This is a genomic window from Porphyromonas sp. COT-052 OH4946 (genome assembly GCF_000765965.1).
GTDB lineage: Bacteria > Bacteroidota > Bacteroidia > Bacteroidales > Porphyromonadaceae > Porphyromonas > Porphyromonas gulae.
This window is the reverse complement of sequence record NZ_JQZY01000014.1, coordinates 353,898-373,024: the sequence shown is the minus strand read 5'-3', so window position 1 is coordinate 373,024 and position 19,127 is coordinate 353,898. Positions and strand designations below refer to the sequence as shown.

The window sequence follows — 19,127 nt, the reverse complement described above, 5'->3', positions numbered from 1 at the left end:
TCCCTGCCCCCCCCCCACCGCCAAGGAAGCATGAAACATCCTCGTTGTTCGGCAGGTACCACAGGTAGCCGCGCACCGAGGGATAATGCAATCGCTGTGCGATGGGTCATCAGACTTTTACTTTCGCTTTCTGCTTCCCCGTCTCGTACTTCTTTCTCTTTTCCATCACTCTTTCCTTTGCATCGGAAAGGCTTTGTGAACTTTACTTCTATCAAGGTGATACCACTAAATGTGCGCTGCAGGAAGTGTGCTGCCTAATGTTTGGGGTTGTTCACTTTTAATAGTATGAGTCCGGCGCAAGTGATGTGGTGCTGATCCTTGATAAGAGCTTTTCGTTCAAATTTCTCTCTGCCTCTTTTCTCTTCCTCTCTCAGTTCTTTGCTAAACGGATTCTTCCAAAGTGCTATCGCCAAAATGGCATGAGGGGCGATGAAAAAGAGAAGGAACACGAAATGAAAAAAAAGTGGTGAAAGCGTAAAATGTGGAAAAGGATGTGCTGCGTTATTGTGCTGAGATAAGGTGCCTGTAGAAATCTTTTGTCGGAAGCGTATGACCGGCTTTCCCGATTTCCCGTTCCACCATTTGGAAAATTATGGCGCGACACTCCTTTTTCGTTTATCTTTGTCCGTAAGAAGTATTCAATCAAAAGCATTCTAAAGCATATCCATAATGATTTTATTCTTTCGCCATTCGTCCGGCTCTGTCTATGCCGTGGAGAGTGAAGTTCAGTTCAGCGAAGAAGAAATACATCGGCTGGTATGGCTGTTTGGTGGAGCCGAACTCTATCAGTCCGATGTTGTAAGTGGCTATCATGTAGGACCTCGTCGGGAGATGGTAACACCTTGGAGTACCAATGCCGTAGAGATAACGCAGAATATGAACGTTGCAGGCATACGCCGCATAGAAGAATTCTTTCCGGTGAAAGGTGCTGACGCGGAGTTCGACCCCATGTTGCAAGCTCTTTATGAGCAGCTGGACCAACAGATTTTCGATATAGATCGTAAGCCCGAACCTATCATTTCCGTCCGGGACATTCGCGCCTACAATGAAGCTGAGGGACTGGCTCTGAGCGAAGATGAAATCAGTTATTTGGAAGGTGTGTCCGAACGCATCGGCAGGCCGCTCACAGACAGCGAGCTGTTCGGTTTCTCGCAGGTCAATTCCGAACACTGCCGGCACAAGATATTCGGCGGCACATTTATTATCGATGGAGAGGAGAAGGAAAGTTCTCTCTTCAATCTGATCAAACGTACCTCTGCTGTCAATCCCAATCTGCTTGTGTCCGCCTACAAAGACAATGTGGCTTTCGTCCAAGGTCCGAAGGTAGAGCAATTTGCCCCCCGCAGTGCGGACAAACCCGATTACTTCGAGACCAAAACGATCGATACCGTGCTGAGTCTCAAAGCCGAAACGCACAATTTCCCCACCACCGTGGAGCCTTTCAATGGCGCTGCCACCGGAACGGGTGGTGAGATTCGCGATCGAATGGCCGGAGGCAAGAGCAGCATTCCGTTGGCAGGCACCGCTGTCTATATGACTTCTTACGCCCGTACAGACGGAACGCGACCGTTTGAAAAGAAGCTATCCGAGCGCAGTTGGCTCTATCAAACGCCCCGTCAAATCCTCACCAAGGCCTCTAACGGTGCCAGCGACTTCGGTAATAAATTCGGACAGCCGCTCATTACCGGATCCGTTCTGACCTTCGAACACCAAGAAACACCGGATGCTACCTATTATGGATACGACAAGGTCATCATGCTTGCCGGAGGTGTGGGCTATGCCAAACAGACGGATGCACTCAAAGGAGAGCCGTCTCCGGGAGAGAAAGTGGTGATCCTCGGAGGAGACAACTACCGCATCGGTATGGGTGGAGGGGCTGTCAGCTCTGTGAATACAGGACAATTGTCCGGCAGTATAGAGCTGAATGCCATCCAACGCTCCAATCCTGAGATGCAGAAGCGTGTGCAGAATGTGATCCGATCCATAGCCGAGAGCGAGAATAATCCGATCGTCTCCATCCACGACCATGGTGCCGGAGGACATCTGAACTGCCTGTCCGAATTGGTGGAAGCGACCGGTGGCCGAATCGACATGGATCGACTTCCCGTCGGCGACCCCACTCTTTCAGCCAAAGAAATAATCGGCAATGAGAGTCAGGAGCGTATGGGACTGCTGATGCAGGAGAAAGACTTGGAGTATGTCCGCAAGATAGCCGAGCGCGAACGCGCTCCCATGTATGTGGTCGGAGAGACCACTGACGATATGCGCTTCGTCTTCCGCAAGGACAATGGCGAGTGTCCTATCGACATGAAGCTGGACGACATGTTCGGCAAGCCTCCCCGTACCGTCATGGAGGACAGAACCATAGAACATCGCTATCAGGCACCGCAATACGATCCTGCCCGTCTGGACGAATATCTGGAGCAAGTACTGCGTATGGAGTCAGTGGCTTGTAAGGATTGGCTTACCAATAAGGTGGACAGATCTGTGACGGGACGAGTGGCTCGTCAGCAGTGTCAGGGCGAATTGCAGCTTCCGCTCAGCGACCTCGGTGCTATGGCTTTGGACTATCGTGGCCATAGCGGAGTGGCTACTTCTATCGGCCATGCTCCTCAGGCCGCTTTAGTCGATTCGGCGGCCGGTTCCGTGCTGGCTATAGCGGAAGCCCTCACCAATATCGTCTTTGCCCCGCTTCGTAATGGCATCGAGGGTGTGAGCCTGTCGGCCAACTGGATGTGGCCCTGCCGTAACGAAGGCGAAGATGCCCGTTTGTACCGTGCCGTGGAGGCCTGTTCGGACTTTGCCGTCGATTTGGGCATCAATATCCCTACCGGCAAGGATTCTCTTTCCATGACACAGAAATATGAGGACAAAAAAGTGCTGAGTCCCGGTACGGTGATTATCAGTGCTGCGGCCGAGGTGACAGACATTCGTCGTATCGTCAGCCCCGTCCTGAGCCATACAGCCGGTACCGCTCTCTACTATATCGATTTCAGCTTCTGCCCGTTCTCTTTGGGCGGATCGGCCTTTGCCCAGAGCTTGGGAGCCATCGGAGATGAGGTGCCTACCGTACGTGATCCGGAATACTTCCGCGATGCGTTCAATGCCGTACAAGAACTCATTGACAAGGGTCTGGTTCTGGCCGGACACGATATATCCGCAGGCGGTCTGATTACGGCACTTCTGGAAATGTGCTTTGCCAATGTGGATGGTGGCCTGGAGGTGGAATTGGATAAACTCGTGGAAGACGACCTGATCAAAGTCCTCTTTGCCGAAAACCCCGGCATTCTCATTCAAGTAAAAGATCGTAAAGCCGTTGATAAGATTCTGACCGATGCCGGTATCGGCTTCCTCCCGATAGCCAAGCCGACCCAAGAGCGACATCTCTTGATCCATAAAGACGGAGCCGAATACCTGTTCGGTATCGACCACATGCGCGACGTTTGGTATGAATCGTCCTATCTGCTGGACTGCTTCCAGAGCGGCAATACCTTGGCCGGCAATCGCTTCGAGAACTATAAGGAACAACCGGTGCTCTATCACTTCCCCAAGCAATTTACGGGCGATCTGAAAGCGATGGGATTGGATCCCGACCGTAAGACTGCATCCGGCATCCGCGCTGCCATCATTCGCGACAAGGGAACGAATGGAGAGCGGGAAATGGCCTATGCTCTCTATCTGGCCGGCTTCGATGTGAAGGACGTACACCTCACAGACCTGACCAGTGGAAGAGAGACTCTGGAGGACATCCGGATGGTTGTCTTCTGTGGCGGATTTTCCAATTCGGACGTACTCGGATCTGCCAAGGGATGGGCCGGCGGTATTCTCTTCAATGAGCGAGCCAAAGCCACGTTGGATCGTTTCTTCGCACGCCCTGACACGCTCAGCCTCGGTATCTGCAACGGTTGCCAGCTGATGGCTGAGCTGGAGCTGCTGTACCCCGAACACGAACTCAAGCACAAACTCGTCCACAACGAATCGCAGAAATTCGAAAGTACATTCGTCACCCTTGAAATCCCGCACAACAACTCCATCATGCTCGGCAATCTGGCCGGAAGTAAGATCGGTGTATGGTGTGCTCATGGCGAGGGCCGATTCAGTCTCCCGTACGAGGAGAAAGCCTATCATGTGGTGGCCAAGTACGAATACGATGGTTATCCGGCCAATCCCAACGGATCGCCGTACCGCATAGCCGGATTGTGCAGCGCGGATGGCCGCCATCTGACGATGATGCCGCATCCGGAGCGAAGCATATTCCCCTGGCAGTGCGGTTATTATCCCGAATCACAACGACACGAACATCAGGTGACACCTTGGATGCAGGCTTTCCGCAACGCTTACGAGTGGATAGCTAAGCAGGGGAAAAATGGATGATCGTCGCCCCCATTTGACAGAGGAGCAGCTGCTTTTCCGCATTGCACTCACGCACATAAAAGGCGTGGGCAGCGTGCTGGCAAGGCAGCTGCTCTCGGTTATGGGCAGTCCCGAAGCCATCTTTTCCGACAGGAAAGAGTTGGCACAGAGGCTGCCGAGAGCGTCTCACCGTCTGCTCGATGCCATCTTCTCTCCTTCGGTCATGGAGGAAGCACGGAGAAAGTTGGATCAAGCCCTCAAAGCCGGGCTGGATATGTATTTCATCACCGATGACAACTATCCTTACCGCCTGAAAGAATGTGTCGATGCTCCTATCCTTCTTTATTCCAAAGGCAATGTCGATCTCTCGCCACGCAGAGCGCTGAGCATTGTAGGCACGCGCAATATCACGGCCTATGGACGTACGGCTACGGAGCGCATCGTGTCCGAGTTGGCCGAAGCTGTCCCCGATTTGCTTATCGTCAGCGGACTGGCGTACGGCGTCGATGTCGCAGCTCACAAGGCTGCCTTGGACAGCGGCCTGCCCACGGTAGGTGTATTGGCACATGGACTGGACAGAATCTATCCGAGTAGCCATCGCTCCATTGCTACGGAGATGCTCCGACACGGAGGCATGCTCACCGATTACCCCATGGGTACGGAGCCGGAGCGTTTCAACTTTGTCGGTCGCAACCGCATCGTAGCAGGCTTGTCGGATGCCACGCTTGTGATCGAATCGGCCGAGAAAGGAGGCTCCCTCATCACCGCCGGACTGGCTTTCGGTTACAATCGCGAAGTGCTGGCCCTACCCGGACGAGCCACGGATAGCCGTTCGGCCGGATGCAATGCCTTGATAAGGGATCAAAAAGCCGCCCTCGTCAGCTCGGCTCAAGATGTGCTGACGCTGCTCGATTGGAGTTCTACGATAGACGCCAAGCCACAGACATTGAATTTCCGTCCCGATAGCTGGCCGGATACACCCGTAGCCGAGTGCCTTCTCAGAGCAGGTACAGCCTCCGTGGACGAGCTGACACGGGCCACCGGACTACCTATAAACGATGTCTCCGCTCAGCTTTTCGACCTCGAATTGGACGGGCTGGTACAGTCACAGCCCGGTGGTATGTATTCCGTTATATGAACCCTGCGATGAAGAAGTCTCCCACCTTGTCCATACTCATACCCGTTTATAAGAGGGATTGTCGCAGACTGCTGGAGGAACTGTCTAAGCAGGCCGAAGGGCTATCCATCGGCTATGAAATCATTCTTGGTGACGACTGCTCCGGCGAGCCTTACACTTCCCAATACATCGCTTACGAACAGGAGGGGCTGTGCCGACTCATCAGTGCCGAGGAGAATATGGGTGCAGGCCGTCTGCGCAATCGCTTAGCCGAAGAAGCCCAAGGCGAGCAGCTCCTTATCCTCGATTCCGACACCCTGCCGGCATCCCCCGACCTCATCGAACGCTATCTACGGCATGCCTCCGACACGGCAGTCGTATGTGGTGGATTCGTCTATCCGCCCGAGTCCACCAATCCCCTCCGGCAACGATATGGTACCGAAGTGGAAAGCCGATCGGCACGAGAGCGAGCACGAAAGCCCCACTCCGGATTCATCTCGATGGCTTTCATGATCCCAAGAAAGCAGATGCTTGCCACCGGCTTCCCTCCCAATATGGGCATGGGGTACGAAGACATCCTGTTTGGCGAGCGTCTGCGCCGGGCCGGCATCCCCATCCTGCATATCGACAATCCCGTAGAGCATTACCACTGCGACACGGCCGAGGGATTTTTGTCCACCACACGCAGCTATCTGGACAATCTCTATCGCCACCGCGAAGAGCTGGCCGAACTGGTAAGCCTGCTCAGAGTATACAATCTGCTGAAACGGCTACACCTTGTACGATTGACGGCCACCTTGTGGCCGCTCTTCCGCTCCTCGTTGGAGAAGCAGCTTACGGGCAGCAAGCCCTCTCTACTTCTCTTCAGCTTGTATAAGCTACTATACGTAGCCTCCCTTTCTTCCTTGCGAAAGCATTAGTTTTGCAGCTCTTTTGTCTTTTCTTGCTTGGGGGCAGCCTATCGCATTCTCGAACCGAAAATCGGCGAAGTGCGGTTCGTGTTTTGCTGAAAACTCGCGCCAAAACTTTTTCGTTCTCGTTCGGGAAAAAAAATTTTCCCGCGCCACAGGCAAAACTTTCCCGCGCCACGTTTTCCCGTGCCATACACAGCCTTTTTTCCGCACCAAACCACAGCAAACAGGAAGTCTCGTACGAGGCTCCATACAGAGAGCAAGGCACAGCCGTTAAAGGTCAAAAGTGTACATTTGTCTTTAGGAATCCGGAATAAGCTCATGATAGTCTGCATCGCCGAAAAGCCCAGTGTAGGGCGTGAGATCGCTGCCGTACTCGGTGCCACCAAAGCCCACAAAGGCTATATGGAGGGCAACGGCTACCGGGTGACGTGGACCTTCGGGCATCTCTGCTCCCTCAAAGAGCCTCACGACTATGCACCCGAATGGAAGCGATGGAGTATCGGTTCGCTACCGATGATACCACCGCGATTCGGTATCAAACTCATCGAGAGCGATAGTATTCGGGAGCAATTCGGCGTCATCGAAAGGCTCGTGCGCGAAGCGGATATGGTCGTGAACTGCGGCGATGCCGGACAGGAGGGCGAGCTGATCCAGCGCTGGGTGTTGCAGAAAGCCGGTTGCACATGTCCTGTGCGGCGACTGTGGATATCTTCTCTCACGGAGGAGTCCATCCGTGAAGGCTTTGCCGGACTGCGAGACAGCGAGGAGTTTCGCTCCCTGTATGAAGCCGGACTGGCTCGTGCCATAGGCGACTGGCTATTGGGCATGAATGCTACGCGTCTCTATACGCTCCGCTTCGGGGGCAACCGACAGGTACTCTCCATCGGACGCGTGCAGACTCCTACTCTGGCCCTTATCGTCAGGAGACAGCACGAGATCGAGCACTTCACGCCTGAAGTCTACTGGGAGGTGAAGACCACCTACCGCGAAACTTTGTTCAATGCCACCAAGGGACGCTTCTCCTCCATCGAGGATGCTCGTAGGGAAGTGCAGGCCGTAGCGGGCAGCCCGTTTACCGTTACCTTCGTAGCTACGAAGAAAGGCAAGGAACTGCCGCCACGACTCTTCGATCTCACGGGCCTGCAGGTGGAATGCAATAAGAAGTTTGCCATGACGGCCGATGCCACGCTGCGCACCATCCAGTCGCTGTACGAGAAGAAGATCACCACCTATCCGCGTGTGGATACCACCTATCTGAGCGATGATATATTCGAAAAGGTGCCTAATATCCTCCAAGGGCTCTCCGACTATGCCCTGCTTACAGCTCCCCTCCGAGGCGGCAAGCTGAAAAAAAGCAAGAAGGTATTCGACAACAGCAAGATCACCGACCACCATGCCATCATTCCCACGGGTCAGCCATCACACGGCTTGTCGGAGGACGAGCGGCGCGTATTCGATCTGGTAGCGCGCCGGTTCATTGCCGTTTTCTATCCGGACTGCGTATTCAGCCAGACCACGGTCTTGGGACAGGCTGCCGAGGTAGAGTTCAAAACCACGGGAAAACAGATACTGGAACCCGGCTGGCGCACCGTCTTCACCGATCCGCAGACGGATGACGAAGGTGAGAGCAAGGACGAAGAGAAGACCCTGCCGGCTTTCTCTGAGGGCGAGAGCGGAGCACACTCCCCCGAAGTGCAGGAGAAGACGACACAGCCTCCCAAATTCTATACCGAAGCCACACTTCTGCGTGCCATGGAGACGGCCGGCAAGTCGGTCAAAGACGAAGAGCTACGCGATGCCCTCAAAGAAAACGGCATCGGGCGACCGTCCACGCGGGCAGCGATCATCGAGACGCTCTTCAAGCGCAACTATATCTATAAAGAGAAGAAGAACCTCAAGGCCACTCCCACGGGGATCTCTCTGATAGCGACGATCGACTATGAGCTGCTCAAGAGTGCCGAACTGACCGGACAATGGGAATATAAGCTTCGCCGCATCGAGCGCGGCGACTACTCGGCAGCCGACTTTATCGACGAGCTGAAAGTGCTGCTCACTCATCTGATCCCCGATGTGCTCAAGAGCAGCTCCTCCGTACTCCTACCCGATCCGGCACCTGCTGCCTCGCCGGCTTCCGGCAAAAAGAAAAAGGCAGACAAGCTCGTGAAGCAGCAGCAGCCCGATCTCACCTGTCCGATCTGTGGCAAGGGGATCGTTGTCCGCGGTCGGGAGGCTTTCGGCTGCAATGCCTTTCGCGAAGGCTGCACCTTCCGACTCCCTTACTCCGAGCATCCCGCATCCCTGTCCGATAGCGAACTGGCCGACCTCCTTTCCTCGCAAAAAGGACATTTTACTACGTTCTAAATGACATTCGAAAAGAGCTTTTAGTACTTGCACTCGGAACATCTTGTTTGTTAACGTCTTATGTCTTTTTTGTGCGTGATTTGTCCAAATCGATGCCAAATCTGACATCTTTTTTATTTAAAATGCGCAATTTGTCCAAGAAAATGCGCGATTTGTCCAAAAATATTTCGGTGATACCTCTTTCCTTTGCGATAGAGAGAGCCGGTGTTTGTTCCCGGTCGTCTCTGCCAATTTCATAAGCTTTAGCTAAGAGAAAACAATTGTGCGATTGAAAAAGGTAGGAGACAAGGAAATGAAAGCGACAAAGAAAAAGAAAGAATGGGATGATCTTTTAGAGATCGAAAGGAACAACAATCACTGATTATTTAACCCGAGACCGACCGGAGGGATCCCCTTCCTGTCAGTCTCATCAAAAAAACAACAAGTATGAAAACAAAAGCTTTACTCAAGTTTTTCGTGGCTGTATTCGCTGCAGCCATTTGCAGCCCCAGCTTCATGCAGGCTCAGATGATGGGAGGAGATAATGTGTTGATCTCCTCATTCTCCGAGGAACAGCCAGAAGGTGAGTCCAGACTTGCCGTAGCAGACAATGGTTGGATCTATGTGATGGCTCATTATAAAGACGGGGCTGATACCCAAGTCAAGATTTTTCGTTCCGTGGATGGAGGAGCCACATATCAACAACTCAAACATTGGTATCCGGAAGGTGGCTATCGATATGCAGATTTCGATATAGTAGTAACCGGCAATAATGCATCTGATATCAGAGTGTGGTCGGTGGAGTTGCTCGTCAAAGATTCGGACAGCAAAGTCGTGATCTTCCGCCGTGATGCCGATATGGCAAATTCAGTTCGTATCTATGATGAAACGTTGCCGAACGTAGAGCTGTACGATGTGGCCATGGCTTCCAACTTTAGAGCTCCTTCTCCTATGGGAGTCGGCGGAAATCCTTTTGCTCTGGGGATTGCTGTATGCGGATATAATAGGGCTGCCTCTCCCAAGCATAGCTTTCTGGACTATATATTCTCTTTGGATGGGGGGGCTACTTTTGAGAAGTCACTCTTGTACAAACAAAATGGAACGCAACAAATCGAAGATGTAGACATTTCTATAGGTAGCACAACTGCCGATATGCACAATACTTGGCCTCTTATGGGCATTGTGTTTGCCAAAGATGGTTATAATAATGTTGGGTTTATCTCCAATTTCGTCGACAATGATCCTAACTTCGCATGGAGTAGTCCGATCACACTCGCTGCCTCCGGTAATTTGTCGAGACCGCGAATCCAAATGATGCTGGATCACGATTCGGAGAATACAATAGGCGGTGAGAGTTGCCACAATTTCATGATAGTCTATGAGACTCAGAATACTATCAAATATGCATATCCGAAGGAATCGTTCGGGTATCTCTCCGAGCCTTCTGTGGACGACCTTACTGTAACTACGCTCGTATCCAATGCACGACAGCCGGCTCTTTCATATGATAAGGTAGGCAATCACTATCTGTTTACATACGCTACTGAAGAGGATGGTATACAAAAATTGAAATACCAATGGGCGCACTACGATAATCTTCATAAACCCAGTTCGTGGAGTACTAAATACGTTTATGCATCCGACTATGATAATATTTCTTTTGATTTCTACCAGCCTCTTGTGGATATCAACCCTTCGAAAGTAAAAGCTTGTTGGATCTGGTTTGATGAATATCAAGGTGGAATCGATTTGTGGGCCGATACTGAGTGGGCAGTGCCATCAAGCATTGAAGACATCGTAATGCAAGAAAGTAAGATAAAGCTCTACCCCAATCCGGCGAACGAATCCGTCCTAATCAGTTTGCCAGTGGCAGGAGAGAACAGGGTAGTACTCTACGACTTGCAGGGCAGGGTGGTAGCCCAAGCCTCTTTCTCTGGCAAGGAATATAAGCTGAATGTGCAGAACTTGGCTAAGGGCACATACATGCTCAAGGTCGTGTCCGACACAGAGCGCTTCGTAGAGAAGCTCGTAGTGGAATAAGGGCTGCTGTGACTCTACCGACTCAGTCGGATAGGGGCCGTTTGTCATATGTGCAAAGAACAGAAAAGACGTTAATAACCTAAACAGCAAGAGAGGCAGAGGATAGCATCCCCATTGGTTTGCTATCCCTCTGTCTCTCTAATTTTAAAGAACAACTCTATAGAAGTCGGGAGGTTTTCGGCTGCAATGCTTTTCGCGAAGGCTGCACCTTCCGACTCCCTTACTCCGAGCATCTCTCATCCCTGTCCGATAGCGAATTGGCCGATCTCCTTTTTTCGCAAAAAGGACATTTTATTACGTTCTAAAGGATATTCGAAAAGAGCTTTTAGTATTTGCACTCGGAACACCCTGTTTATTAGCGTCTTATGTCTTTTTTGTGCGTGATTTATCCAAATCTATACCAAATCTGACATCGTTTTTTGTTTGAAATGCGCGATTTGTCCAAGAAAATGCGCGATTTGTCCAAGTGTCCTTCCTCGCCACTCCGTTCCTTTGCAACAGAGAAAGTCGAACATGCGCTCCGCATTGTGCGAATTGTCGGTTTTGATTTCGGATGTTCTTAGCCAAGGGTGAACGATAATCAATCAGCAAAAAGTAAAAACAAAGAATGAAAGCGGAGAAGAGAGAGTCATGAGCCATCGTGCTCTTGTGAAAAATCAAGACAACAAATCAATCAAACTAATCACTAATCAGCAATTCGAGACCGGAGGACTCCTGCCCGATCAGGTCTCAAGGCAAAAAAGACAAAAATTGTTATGAAAACAAAAGCTTTACGCAAATTCGTAGTGGCGGCTTTCGCCGTCGCAACCCTCTGTCCCCTCGCCCAAGCGCAGACAATGGGCGGAGATGATGTCAAGGTGATCCAGTACGATCAGGAAACACTCGTGCAGACGAGGATGAGTGTAGCGGACAACGGATGGATCTATGTAATGACCCACAGCGGACGTGACACCGGCAATAGCAATGTGAAGATCTTCCGTTCCAAAGACAACGGTGCCACATACCAAAAGTTGAGAGATTGGGATCCATCGGATGATTATCTGTTTCAAGACTTCGATATCATAGTCACGGGTAAGACCGAATCCGACATCAAGGTTTGGTCGGTAGAGATCATGAATAAGCCCGGTGAATATAAGAGTAGAGTCGCGGTATTCAGTCGTGATGCCAACGCGCAGAATGGAAAACGTATGTATCAGGAAGACTTCTCCAATGTACGGCTGTACGATGTGGATATAGCCTCCAACTATCGTTCGCCTTCTGCCCTTAACAATGGTGGCGATCCTTTTGCTTTGGCTTTTGCTTATACCGGTTTCAACAACACGCACAAACAAAGCTTCGTGGACTATGTGTTCTCTCTGGATGGAGGACAAAAATTCACGAAAAACCTACTCTTCCGTCAAGATGGAGAGAATAAGATCGACAAAGTGGATCTCTCACTGGGTAGCACCTCTGAATCCACAGGCAACAATACCTGGCCGCTGATGGGTGTGGTATTTGAAATGAATAAAGAAGGAGACAAAAGCGACATTGGTTTCTTGTCGAACTTTGTCGACAATGATCCTGAATTTGTTTGGTCAGGCCCTATAATCGTTAGCAAAACCGACGACTCGTTCAGCCCCAAGATTCAAATGATGCTGGACGAGGATGACAATACGATTAATGGGGTGAATTGCTACAACTTCATGATTACGTACAGCAATTTTGATCCTGAGAATTCGGATTGGGACCTTCGCTATGTGTATCCCAAGACATCGTTCGGGTATCAAAAAGGTAAAACACCGACTATGGATGATCTGGAGGAAGGTTATCTTGTCGCTTCGTACCAGAGCGAGACCAACTCGGGTCTGGCGTATGACAAGAGTTGGTCTCACTACCTGGTCACCTATGCCAAAGAAGAGGAGAGTGGCACGAACACGCTGAAATACTTCTGGTTCAATTATAACAATATTCATGACAAAGATGCGTGGAGTGACAGATATACGTACACATCATCTGTCAATGCTCTCTATACACCTCAAGTGGACATCAATCCTGTCATGCGTCAGGCTTGCTGGTCATGGGTGGAATCCATGTCCGGGAAGAGAATCGTATGGGCCGATACGGAATGGGTACATGCCAACGGTGTTGAAGACATCGTAATGCAGGAAGGCAGCATGAAACTCTTCCCGAACCCTGCCAACGAATATACTATGATCTGTCTGCCGATGGCAGCGACCTGCAAGGCTGCAGTCTATGACATGCAGGGCAGGGTAGTCGCCGAAGCTTCTTTCACCGGCAAGGAATATAAGCTGAATGTGCAGCGCTTGGCCAAGGGTACGTACATGCTCAAGGTCGTATCCGACACGGAGTGCTTCGTAGAGAAGCTCGTAGTGGAATAAGGGCGGCTGTGACTCTACCGACTCAGTCGGATGGAGGCCTGGCTAAGCACATATAAAGATCATAATATCCTAACGATAAGAGAGGCAGAGGTACGGACTATCAGGCTGTATCCCTTGTCTCTCTTTGTACTAAAAACATAGAGCAATGAAATACAAAGGTATTATCCTCTCCATCTGTCTCATGATACCGATTTCGGGAAGCCTTGCCGCTCCTCAAGGGGCTTGTATGCCTCAGAGCTGGTTGGGGAAAATAGGACAGAAAGCCAAAGAGAAGGTAGAAAAACGGGCTGACGAGAAGGTAGACAAAGCCATGGACAAGACCCTCGACAAAGCTGAAGAGGAAGCTGTCAAAGGAACGGAGAAAACCACTGCAACCCCCGCCAAAACGGCTACTCGCAAGACTATTTCATTGGATGAACTGGATCGACAAAACGATCAGAAAATGCGTCGCGCAAGCAATGCGGGCAGATCAGTCGGCAAGGTCGGCGGCCAAGGCGGATGTGAAATCCTGTTTCCGACCAAGCAGGGTGCTCGGCGTGAAATGACTATTTACGATGCCAAAGGAAAAGTTACCGGCACGATTCGGCAGCAGGTGCAGAGTGTAACTAACACGGCTAAAGGGATGAAAATAGCCACCACCCAAGAGATGTATGACAAGAAAGGTAAACAGATCTTTTCGGGCACGGCGAATATGTGGTGCGAGGGCGACCGATTCTATGTGGATGCCCAATCGTTGCTCAACGAGCAAACGCTTAAGATGTTCAAAGACGTCAAGAGCAAAGTGACGGGCGTGGACATCGCCTATCCATCCCAAATGTCGGCAGGTCAGTCTCTGCCCGATGCCGAAGTGACGATTACGGCCGAAGCGGCCGATTTCCCATTGCCTCCGATTACTCTGCGAACCATCGACCGCAAGGTGCAGAGCATCGAAAGCATTACCACTCCGGCCGGAACATTCCAATGCTACAAGATCAGCTATTCGATCGTCATGAAAAGCATGATCACCGTACGGATGAGTGCTGTGGAGTGGATGTCGAGGGAAGTCGGATGTGTCAAGAGTGAGAGCTACGACAAGAAGGGCAAACGCATAGGCAGCACACTGCTCACGAAGCTGGAGTAGCCGTTCCCGAGCCGATTATTGTGAGTCGCTCGTTTATGCCGGGTTGCATTTGGTAATATGAACAAGAAATGTTTCACTCATAAAAATGCCAAGAATCATGAAACTAAAAATTGCACTCAGACTGCTACTGGCGACTTTTGCCATAGTTTTATTTAGCCCTCCGGCCAAGGCCCAGATGGATATTGGTGGAGACGATGTATTGGTCAAGAGGATGTCCTTCCAATCGGGAAATTCAGACAATATTTTTTACAAGATGGCTGTGGCAGACAATGGATGGATCTATGTAATGTTGGATTTATGTCGTGCTTATCCCGATGGTGTCAGTCTGTATCGTTCCAAAGACGGTGGCGCTACTTACCAAAAGTTAGGGTCTTTGCACACTTTGGCGCCTTATGGCTCCTCTGTCACATATTGCGATTTTACTGTAACGGGAAAGGATGAAGATGATATCAATGTTTGGACAGTCATGGCAACACACGATCTTAATGGTGCTATTGGCGATGGTTTTTTGCTGATACATCGCCATGATGCAGATTTCAAGAATACAGAGTGTGTGTACAAGAAGGATTTTCCTGATCATAGACTGGAGGGTGTAGCCATCTCCTCCAACTACCGTGCGCCCTCTCTTTACGGTTTTGGGGGCGATCCTTTTGCTCTCGCTGTTGCCGTTAGTGGCTACGGAAACAATCAATACAGCTTCTTGGACTATATTTTCTCGTTAGATGGTGGAGTATACTTTCAGCAAAAGCGTATTTACACAAGACCCGGAGAAAAGACTATCAATAGAGTAGACCTTTCATTGGGTAGTACATCTCCTTCTCTTGGATTTAATACTTGGCCACTAATGGGAGTCGTATTCGAAATGAATCAGAACTCTGATGGCTTCGACATTGGTTTCATTTCCAACTTTGTGGACTATGATCCCCGCTATGCGTGGTCTGATCCGATAATAATAGAAGAAGACTGTGGATGGACTGATTTTAATCCTTTCGGAGCACTAAGTATAGAGATCCAAATGATGCTGGATGACAATTCGGATAATACCGTGGATGGAAAACGCTCCCATAACTTCCTGATCACTTACCCGGGCCATTACGTACATCCGAAGCCATCTTTCGATTATTATCCCGGACATACACCTACAAAGAAAGATCTGGTCGTTAAACACTGTAAAGGTATTCCGGCTTTGACATACGATAAGGAAGGCAATCGTTATCTGTCTACTTATCAGGATAACGATCTAATGAAATACAGATGGATCAAATACGATGACATTCACTATCTCTATGGTTGGAGTCAGCCACAGGCATATGCAAAAGATGCTAAAGGTAAAGTGAAGCGCCGTCCGCAAGTAGCACTCAATCCTACCAATGGAAAGGCTTGTTGGGTATGGCATACTGGCAAGAATCCATATGATGAAACCAAAAATCCCCCTCCTATGGTTGCTAATCTTTGCCTATGGTCCGATACGGAGTGGGTACATGCTCTGGACGTGGGGGACGTATTGCAGAAGGAGGGTAGCATGAAGCTCTACCCCAATCCTGCCAAAGAATATGTTCTGATCAACCTACCCAAAGAAGGGAGTCACGGGGCAGTCGTATACGACATGCAGGGCCGAGTTGTGGAGAAAGTTTCATTCTTAGGGAAAGAATATAAGCTGAATGTGCAGCATCTGTCCAAAGGTACGTACATGCTGAAAGTTGTAGCGGATACGGAGTATTTCGTGGAAAAAATCATTGTAGAGTAAGAAATCGGCACGAAAAATCTAAGACCGGAAAAAGACACCTGAGTCTTGGAGTGGGAATGCTTGTCGGAAGAGAATCGCCCGACTTCTTTCCCGCTTTGAGGCGAAGAACAGCAAACTCTCCCGTCTGACCTGCGGGAGGGTTTAAGACCCCCATATATACAAGGGTCTCTAATAAACTGTGACCGGATCCATGAGAGGGAGAGTCGTCCTGACAAACCCTCTTGTGGATCTTTCTTCTTTGTGGCGGTTTGAATGGTTGCAAAACGCGCAGATGAGATGTTGGGGTTATTCCGCTACCGGAGAAAGCTCATGGTTGGTTTACGCTCCAAAAATTTAGTGTTTGCGCTCTCTGAAAACATGGCGTGAAAACTTTTTCGTTCCGGCGCGGGAAGTGAAAAATTTACGCGCCAGAACGAAAAAAATCTCGCGCCATTTTTTCGGGAAACTCAGACCGCAATCGGCAGCTTTTTGGGACGTGTTTTGGCGAGCATCGGATCGGCGAGGCGGTGCTGACGAGCCGGCATATATGTGCCAAGAGCTAGGCTCTATCGGATAAAGATGATTCCATCATATCGTTATAGGTTGGCACATTCCCCATCGGGGAACCTTTTCTGTCGGAATTGACGTACTTTTGTCCGGAACCAAGTCCGTTTTTTTGAGTATGCGCTTTGATGAATTGAATTTAGGAGATGAAGTATTGGATGGCCTCGATGCCATGAATTTCTTCGAGACCACACCCGTGCAGGCCGCCACCATCCCGCCCATTCTGGAGGGGCGCGATGTGATCGCCTGTGCCCAGACCGGCACCGGCAAGACGGCAGCCTATCTGCTACCCATACTGGATCGCCTGAGTGCAGGCGAATTTGCCTCCGATGTGGTGAATGCCGTGATCATGGCTCCCACTCGCGAACTGGCGCAGCAGATAGATCAGCAGGTGGAGGGATTTTCCTACTTCATGCCCGTATCGGCCGTAGCCATATACGGGGGTACGGACGGGGTGGCATGGGAGCAGCAACGCCGGGGGATGGCTATGGGGGCAGACATCGTGATAGCCACACCGGGGCGTCTGATCTCGCATCTGAACTTGGGATCGGCTGACCTCTCCCACGTCTCCTACTTCGTTTTGGACGAGGCCGACCGTATGCTGGACATGGGTTTCTTCGATGACATCATGCAGATATACAAGCAGCTGCCGAATTCGTGCCAGACTGTTATGTTCTCGGCTACGATGCCTCCCAAGATCCGCAAGCTGGCAGCATCCATTCTGAAGAATCCGATAGAAGTGGAGATCGCCATCAGCCGTCCGCCGGAGAGTATCATGCAGAGCGCATACATTTGCTACGAAGCGCAGAAGCTCCCTATACTCCGCAAGCTCTTCGAGCAGTCGGCACCGAAGCGCACCATTATTTTCGCCTCGGCCAAGCTCAAAGTGCGTGAGCTGACTTCCACTCTCCGCAAGATGGGTTTCAATGTGGCCGATATGCACTCCGATCTGGAACAGTCCCAGCGCGAGCAGGTGATGCGCGACTTCAAAAACGGCTATGTGGAGGTACTCGTGGCCACCGACATCGTGGCACGAGGGATCGACATCGACAACATACGTGTAGTCATTAACTACGACATTCCCCACGACCCCGAAGACTATGTGCACCGTATCGGGCGGACAGCCCGGGGTACGAACGGAGAGGGGCTAGCCATCACTTTCGTCTCCGAGGAAGAGCAGAGCGACTTCCACAAGATCGAGACGTTTCTGGGCAAATCGGTCTATAAACTGCCTGTCGATCCGGAGTTTGGCGAGGTCCCTGCCTACGAACCGGCTAAACGTCGCCTCCGTCGTCAGGGACGCAGTGGCGATGCCCGTTCCGGCCGCTCCGAAAAGGACAAAAGACAAGGGAAAACCGCTTCGAACGGACGCAGACGCGGAGGCGCGAGGCCGAGGCGATAGGGCCGAATCGGGGCATGACGGCCATACATCGGCTGCGGTTTGATCCCCATCCTCTTTTCTCCTTTCGAGCTTCCATACATAATGTATATATATTACTTTTGCATCACGTCCGTCAGCAGTCGCCGCCGAGGTGGCCCGACGGATTCGATTTGCCGGTAATGGAACGATAACTCTACACCATATCAAAGATGAACAACGAAAACAAGTTTTCTGTCTTTTCAGGAACCAAATCCCGCTATCTGGCGGAAAAGATCTGCAACAGTTTGGGTTGCCCACTGGGGCGAATGAATATCGAGCACTTCGCCGATGGAGAGTTTGCCGTCTCCTATGAAGAGAGCATTCGCGGTCGGGACGTATTCCTCGTTCAGTCCACATTCCCGTCTTCGGACAACTTGATGGAACTGCTCCTGATGATCGATGCCGCCAAGCGTGCTTCTGCACACTATATCACGGCTGTCATCCCCTATTTCGGATGGGCCAGACAGGACAGAAAGGACAAGCCCCGTGTCTCTATCGGTGCCAAGCTGATCGCCGATCTGCTCAGCAAGGCCGGCATTACGCGTCTGATCACGATGGACTTGCATGCCGATCAGATTCAGGGTTTCTTCGATGTGCCGGTGGATCATCTCTACGGCTCCACCGTTTTCATGGAATACATCCGCAAGACGATGCCCATAGAGAACCTCGTAGTGGCTACACCCGACGTGGGAGGTACCAAGCGGGCCAACAGCTATGCCAAGCACCTCGGCGTTCCTATGGTAATCTGCCACAAGAGCCGTCTCAAAGCCAATGAAATAGCTGAGATGCGCATTATCGGGGATGTAGAGGACAAGGATGTGCTGCTTGTGGACGATATCGTGGACACTGCCGGTACGATAACCAAGGCGGCGGACTTGATGATGGCCCATGGTGCACGCAGCGTATGTGCTATCGCCAGTCACGCCGTGATGAGCGATCCGGCTTCGATGCGAGTAGACCAGTCCTCTCTGAAGGAAATGATATTCACGGATTCGATCCCCTATCCGCACAAGTGTGAGAAGGTGAAGATTCTCTCTGTGGCGGACTTGTTCGCAGAAGCGATCAAGCGCGTTTGCAGCCATGAGTCGATCACCACGCTCTATTCTTTCTAAGACAACAAGGGTAGTTCGTTCGAGCTACAGAGCTGCCGGAGTG

13 protein-coding genes and 1 pseudogene are annotated in these 19,127 nt (G+C 50.9%); 12 read left to right on the top strand and 2 right to left on the bottom strand.

What is annotated here, in order from left to right; translation table 11 throughout:
- The first annotated feature begins 669 nt into the window (after nucleotides 1-669).
- The 3 genes from purL to HQ50_RS06560 are packed head-to-tail and all read left to right on the top strand — an operon-like array spanning nucleotide 670 to nucleotide 6,390.
- Nucleotides 670-4,374, top strand: a complete 3,705-nt coding sequence (gene purL, locus HQ50_RS06570) for a phosphoribosylformylglycinamidine synthase (RefSeq protein ID WP_039429219.1) — start codon at nucleotides 670-672, stop codon at nucleotides 4,372-4,374.
- Nucleotides 4,367-5,491, top strand: coding sequence for a DNA-processing protein DprA (dprA, locus tag HQ50_RS06565; RefSeq protein WP_039429218.1), 1,125 nt, complete (start codon nucleotides 4,367-4,369; stop codon nucleotides 5,489-5,491). Before purL ends, dprA begins: the two co-directional genes overlap by 8 nt.
- 8 nt (nucleotides 5,492-5,499) lie before the next feature.
- Nucleotides 5,500-6,390 (top strand): glycosyltransferase family 2 protein, encoded by an 891-nt coding sequence (locus tag HQ50_RS06560; RefSeq protein WP_039429241.1) that lies wholly within the window; start codon nucleotides 5,500-5,502, stop codon nucleotides 6,388-6,390.
- Here the strand turns inward: HQ50_RS06560 and HQ50_RS12600 are convergent.
- Nucleotides 6,352-6,537, bottom strand: a complete 186-nt coding sequence (locus tag HQ50_RS12600; protein ID WP_369684672.1) for a DUF1661 domain-containing protein — start codon at nucleotides 6,535-6,537, stop codon at nucleotides 6,352-6,354. The two genes, HQ50_RS06560 and HQ50_RS12600, sit on opposite strands and share 39 nt — an antisense overlap.
- On the opposite strand from HQ50_RS12600, the pseudogene HQ50_RS12595 reads away from it, so the two are divergent.
- The 6 genes and pseudogenes from HQ50_RS12595 to HQ50_RS06530 all read left to right on the top strand — a co-directional run.
- Nucleotides 6,515-6,658: pseudogene (locus HQ50_RS12595) on the top strand (hypothetical protein); the annotation flags it as partial. The gene HQ50_RS12600 and the pseudogene HQ50_RS12595 overlap by 23 nt on opposite strands.
- Nucleotides 6,659-6,702: 44 nt before the next feature.
- Nucleotides 6,703-8,745 carry a DNA topoisomerase 3 gene (locus HQ50_RS06550; protein ID WP_039429215.1) on the top strand — a complete coding sequence of 681 codons (2,043 nt, stop codon included), beginning with the start codon at nucleotides 6,703-6,705 and terminating at the stop codon, nucleotides 8,743-8,745.
- Nucleotides 8,746-9,171: 426 nt separating this feature from the next.
- Nucleotides 9,172-10,764 carry a T9SS type A sorting domain-containing protein gene (locus tag HQ50_RS06545; protein WP_039429214.1) on the top strand — a complete coding sequence of 531 codons (1,593 nt, stop codon included), beginning with the start codon at nucleotides 9,172-9,174 and terminating at the stop codon, nucleotides 10,762-10,764.
- 755 nt (nucleotides 10,765-11,519) lie between these two features.
- Nucleotides 11,520-13,142 carry a T9SS type A sorting domain-containing protein gene (locus tag HQ50_RS06540; protein ID WP_039429213.1) on the top strand — a complete coding sequence of 541 codons (1,623 nt, stop codon included), beginning with the start codon at nucleotides 11,520-11,522 and terminating at the stop codon, nucleotides 13,140-13,142.
- 145 nt (nucleotides 13,143-13,287) lie between these two features.
- Nucleotides 13,288-14,262: a hypothetical protein gene (locus tag HQ50_RS06535; protein ID WP_039429211.1), complete on the top strand. Its 975-nt coding sequence runs from the start codon at nucleotides 13,288-13,290 to the stop codon at nucleotides 14,260-14,262.
- Nucleotides 14,263-14,359: 97 nt separating this feature from the next.
- Nucleotides 14,360-16,009: a T9SS type A sorting domain-containing protein gene (locus HQ50_RS06530; protein ID WP_039429210.1), complete on the top strand. Its 1,650-nt coding sequence runs from the start codon at nucleotides 14,360-14,362 to the stop codon at nucleotides 16,007-16,009.
- Nucleotides 16,010-16,342: 333 nt separating this feature from the next.
- Here HQ50_RS06530 and HQ50_RS12160 read toward each other — a convergent pair whose 3' ends face one another.
- A complete protein-coding gene (locus tag HQ50_RS12160) occupies nucleotides 16,343-16,420 on the bottom strand; it encodes a DUF1661 domain-containing protein (protein ID WP_235317947.1) in 78 nt (25 codons plus the stop codon).
- Here HQ50_RS12160 and HQ50_RS11350 point away from each other — a divergent pair.
- The 3 genes from HQ50_RS11350 (at nucleotide 16,401) to HQ50_RS06520 (ending at nucleotide 19,084) form a co-directional block, all read left to right on the top strand.
- Nucleotides 16,401-16,565 carry a DUF1661 domain-containing protein gene (locus tag HQ50_RS11350; RefSeq protein WP_235317946.1) on the top strand — a complete coding sequence of 55 codons (165 nt, stop codon included), beginning with the start codon at nucleotides 16,401-16,403 and terminating at the stop codon, nucleotides 16,563-16,565. The two genes, HQ50_RS12160 and HQ50_RS11350, sit on opposite strands and share 20 nt — an antisense overlap.
- Nucleotides 16,566-16,670: 105 nt before the next feature.
- Nucleotides 16,671-17,954 carry a DEAD/DEAH box helicase gene (locus tag HQ50_RS06525; RefSeq protein WP_039429208.1) on the top strand — a complete coding sequence of 428 codons (1,284 nt, stop codon included), beginning with the start codon at nucleotides 16,671-16,673 and terminating at the stop codon, nucleotides 17,952-17,954.
- Between the two features lie 188 nt (nucleotides 17,955-18,142).
- A complete protein-coding gene (locus HQ50_RS06520; protein WP_018965801.1) occupies nucleotides 18,143-19,084 on the top strand; it encodes a ribose-phosphate pyrophosphokinase in 942 nt (313 codons plus the stop codon).
- Nucleotides 19,085-19,127: the final 43 nt, after the last annotated feature.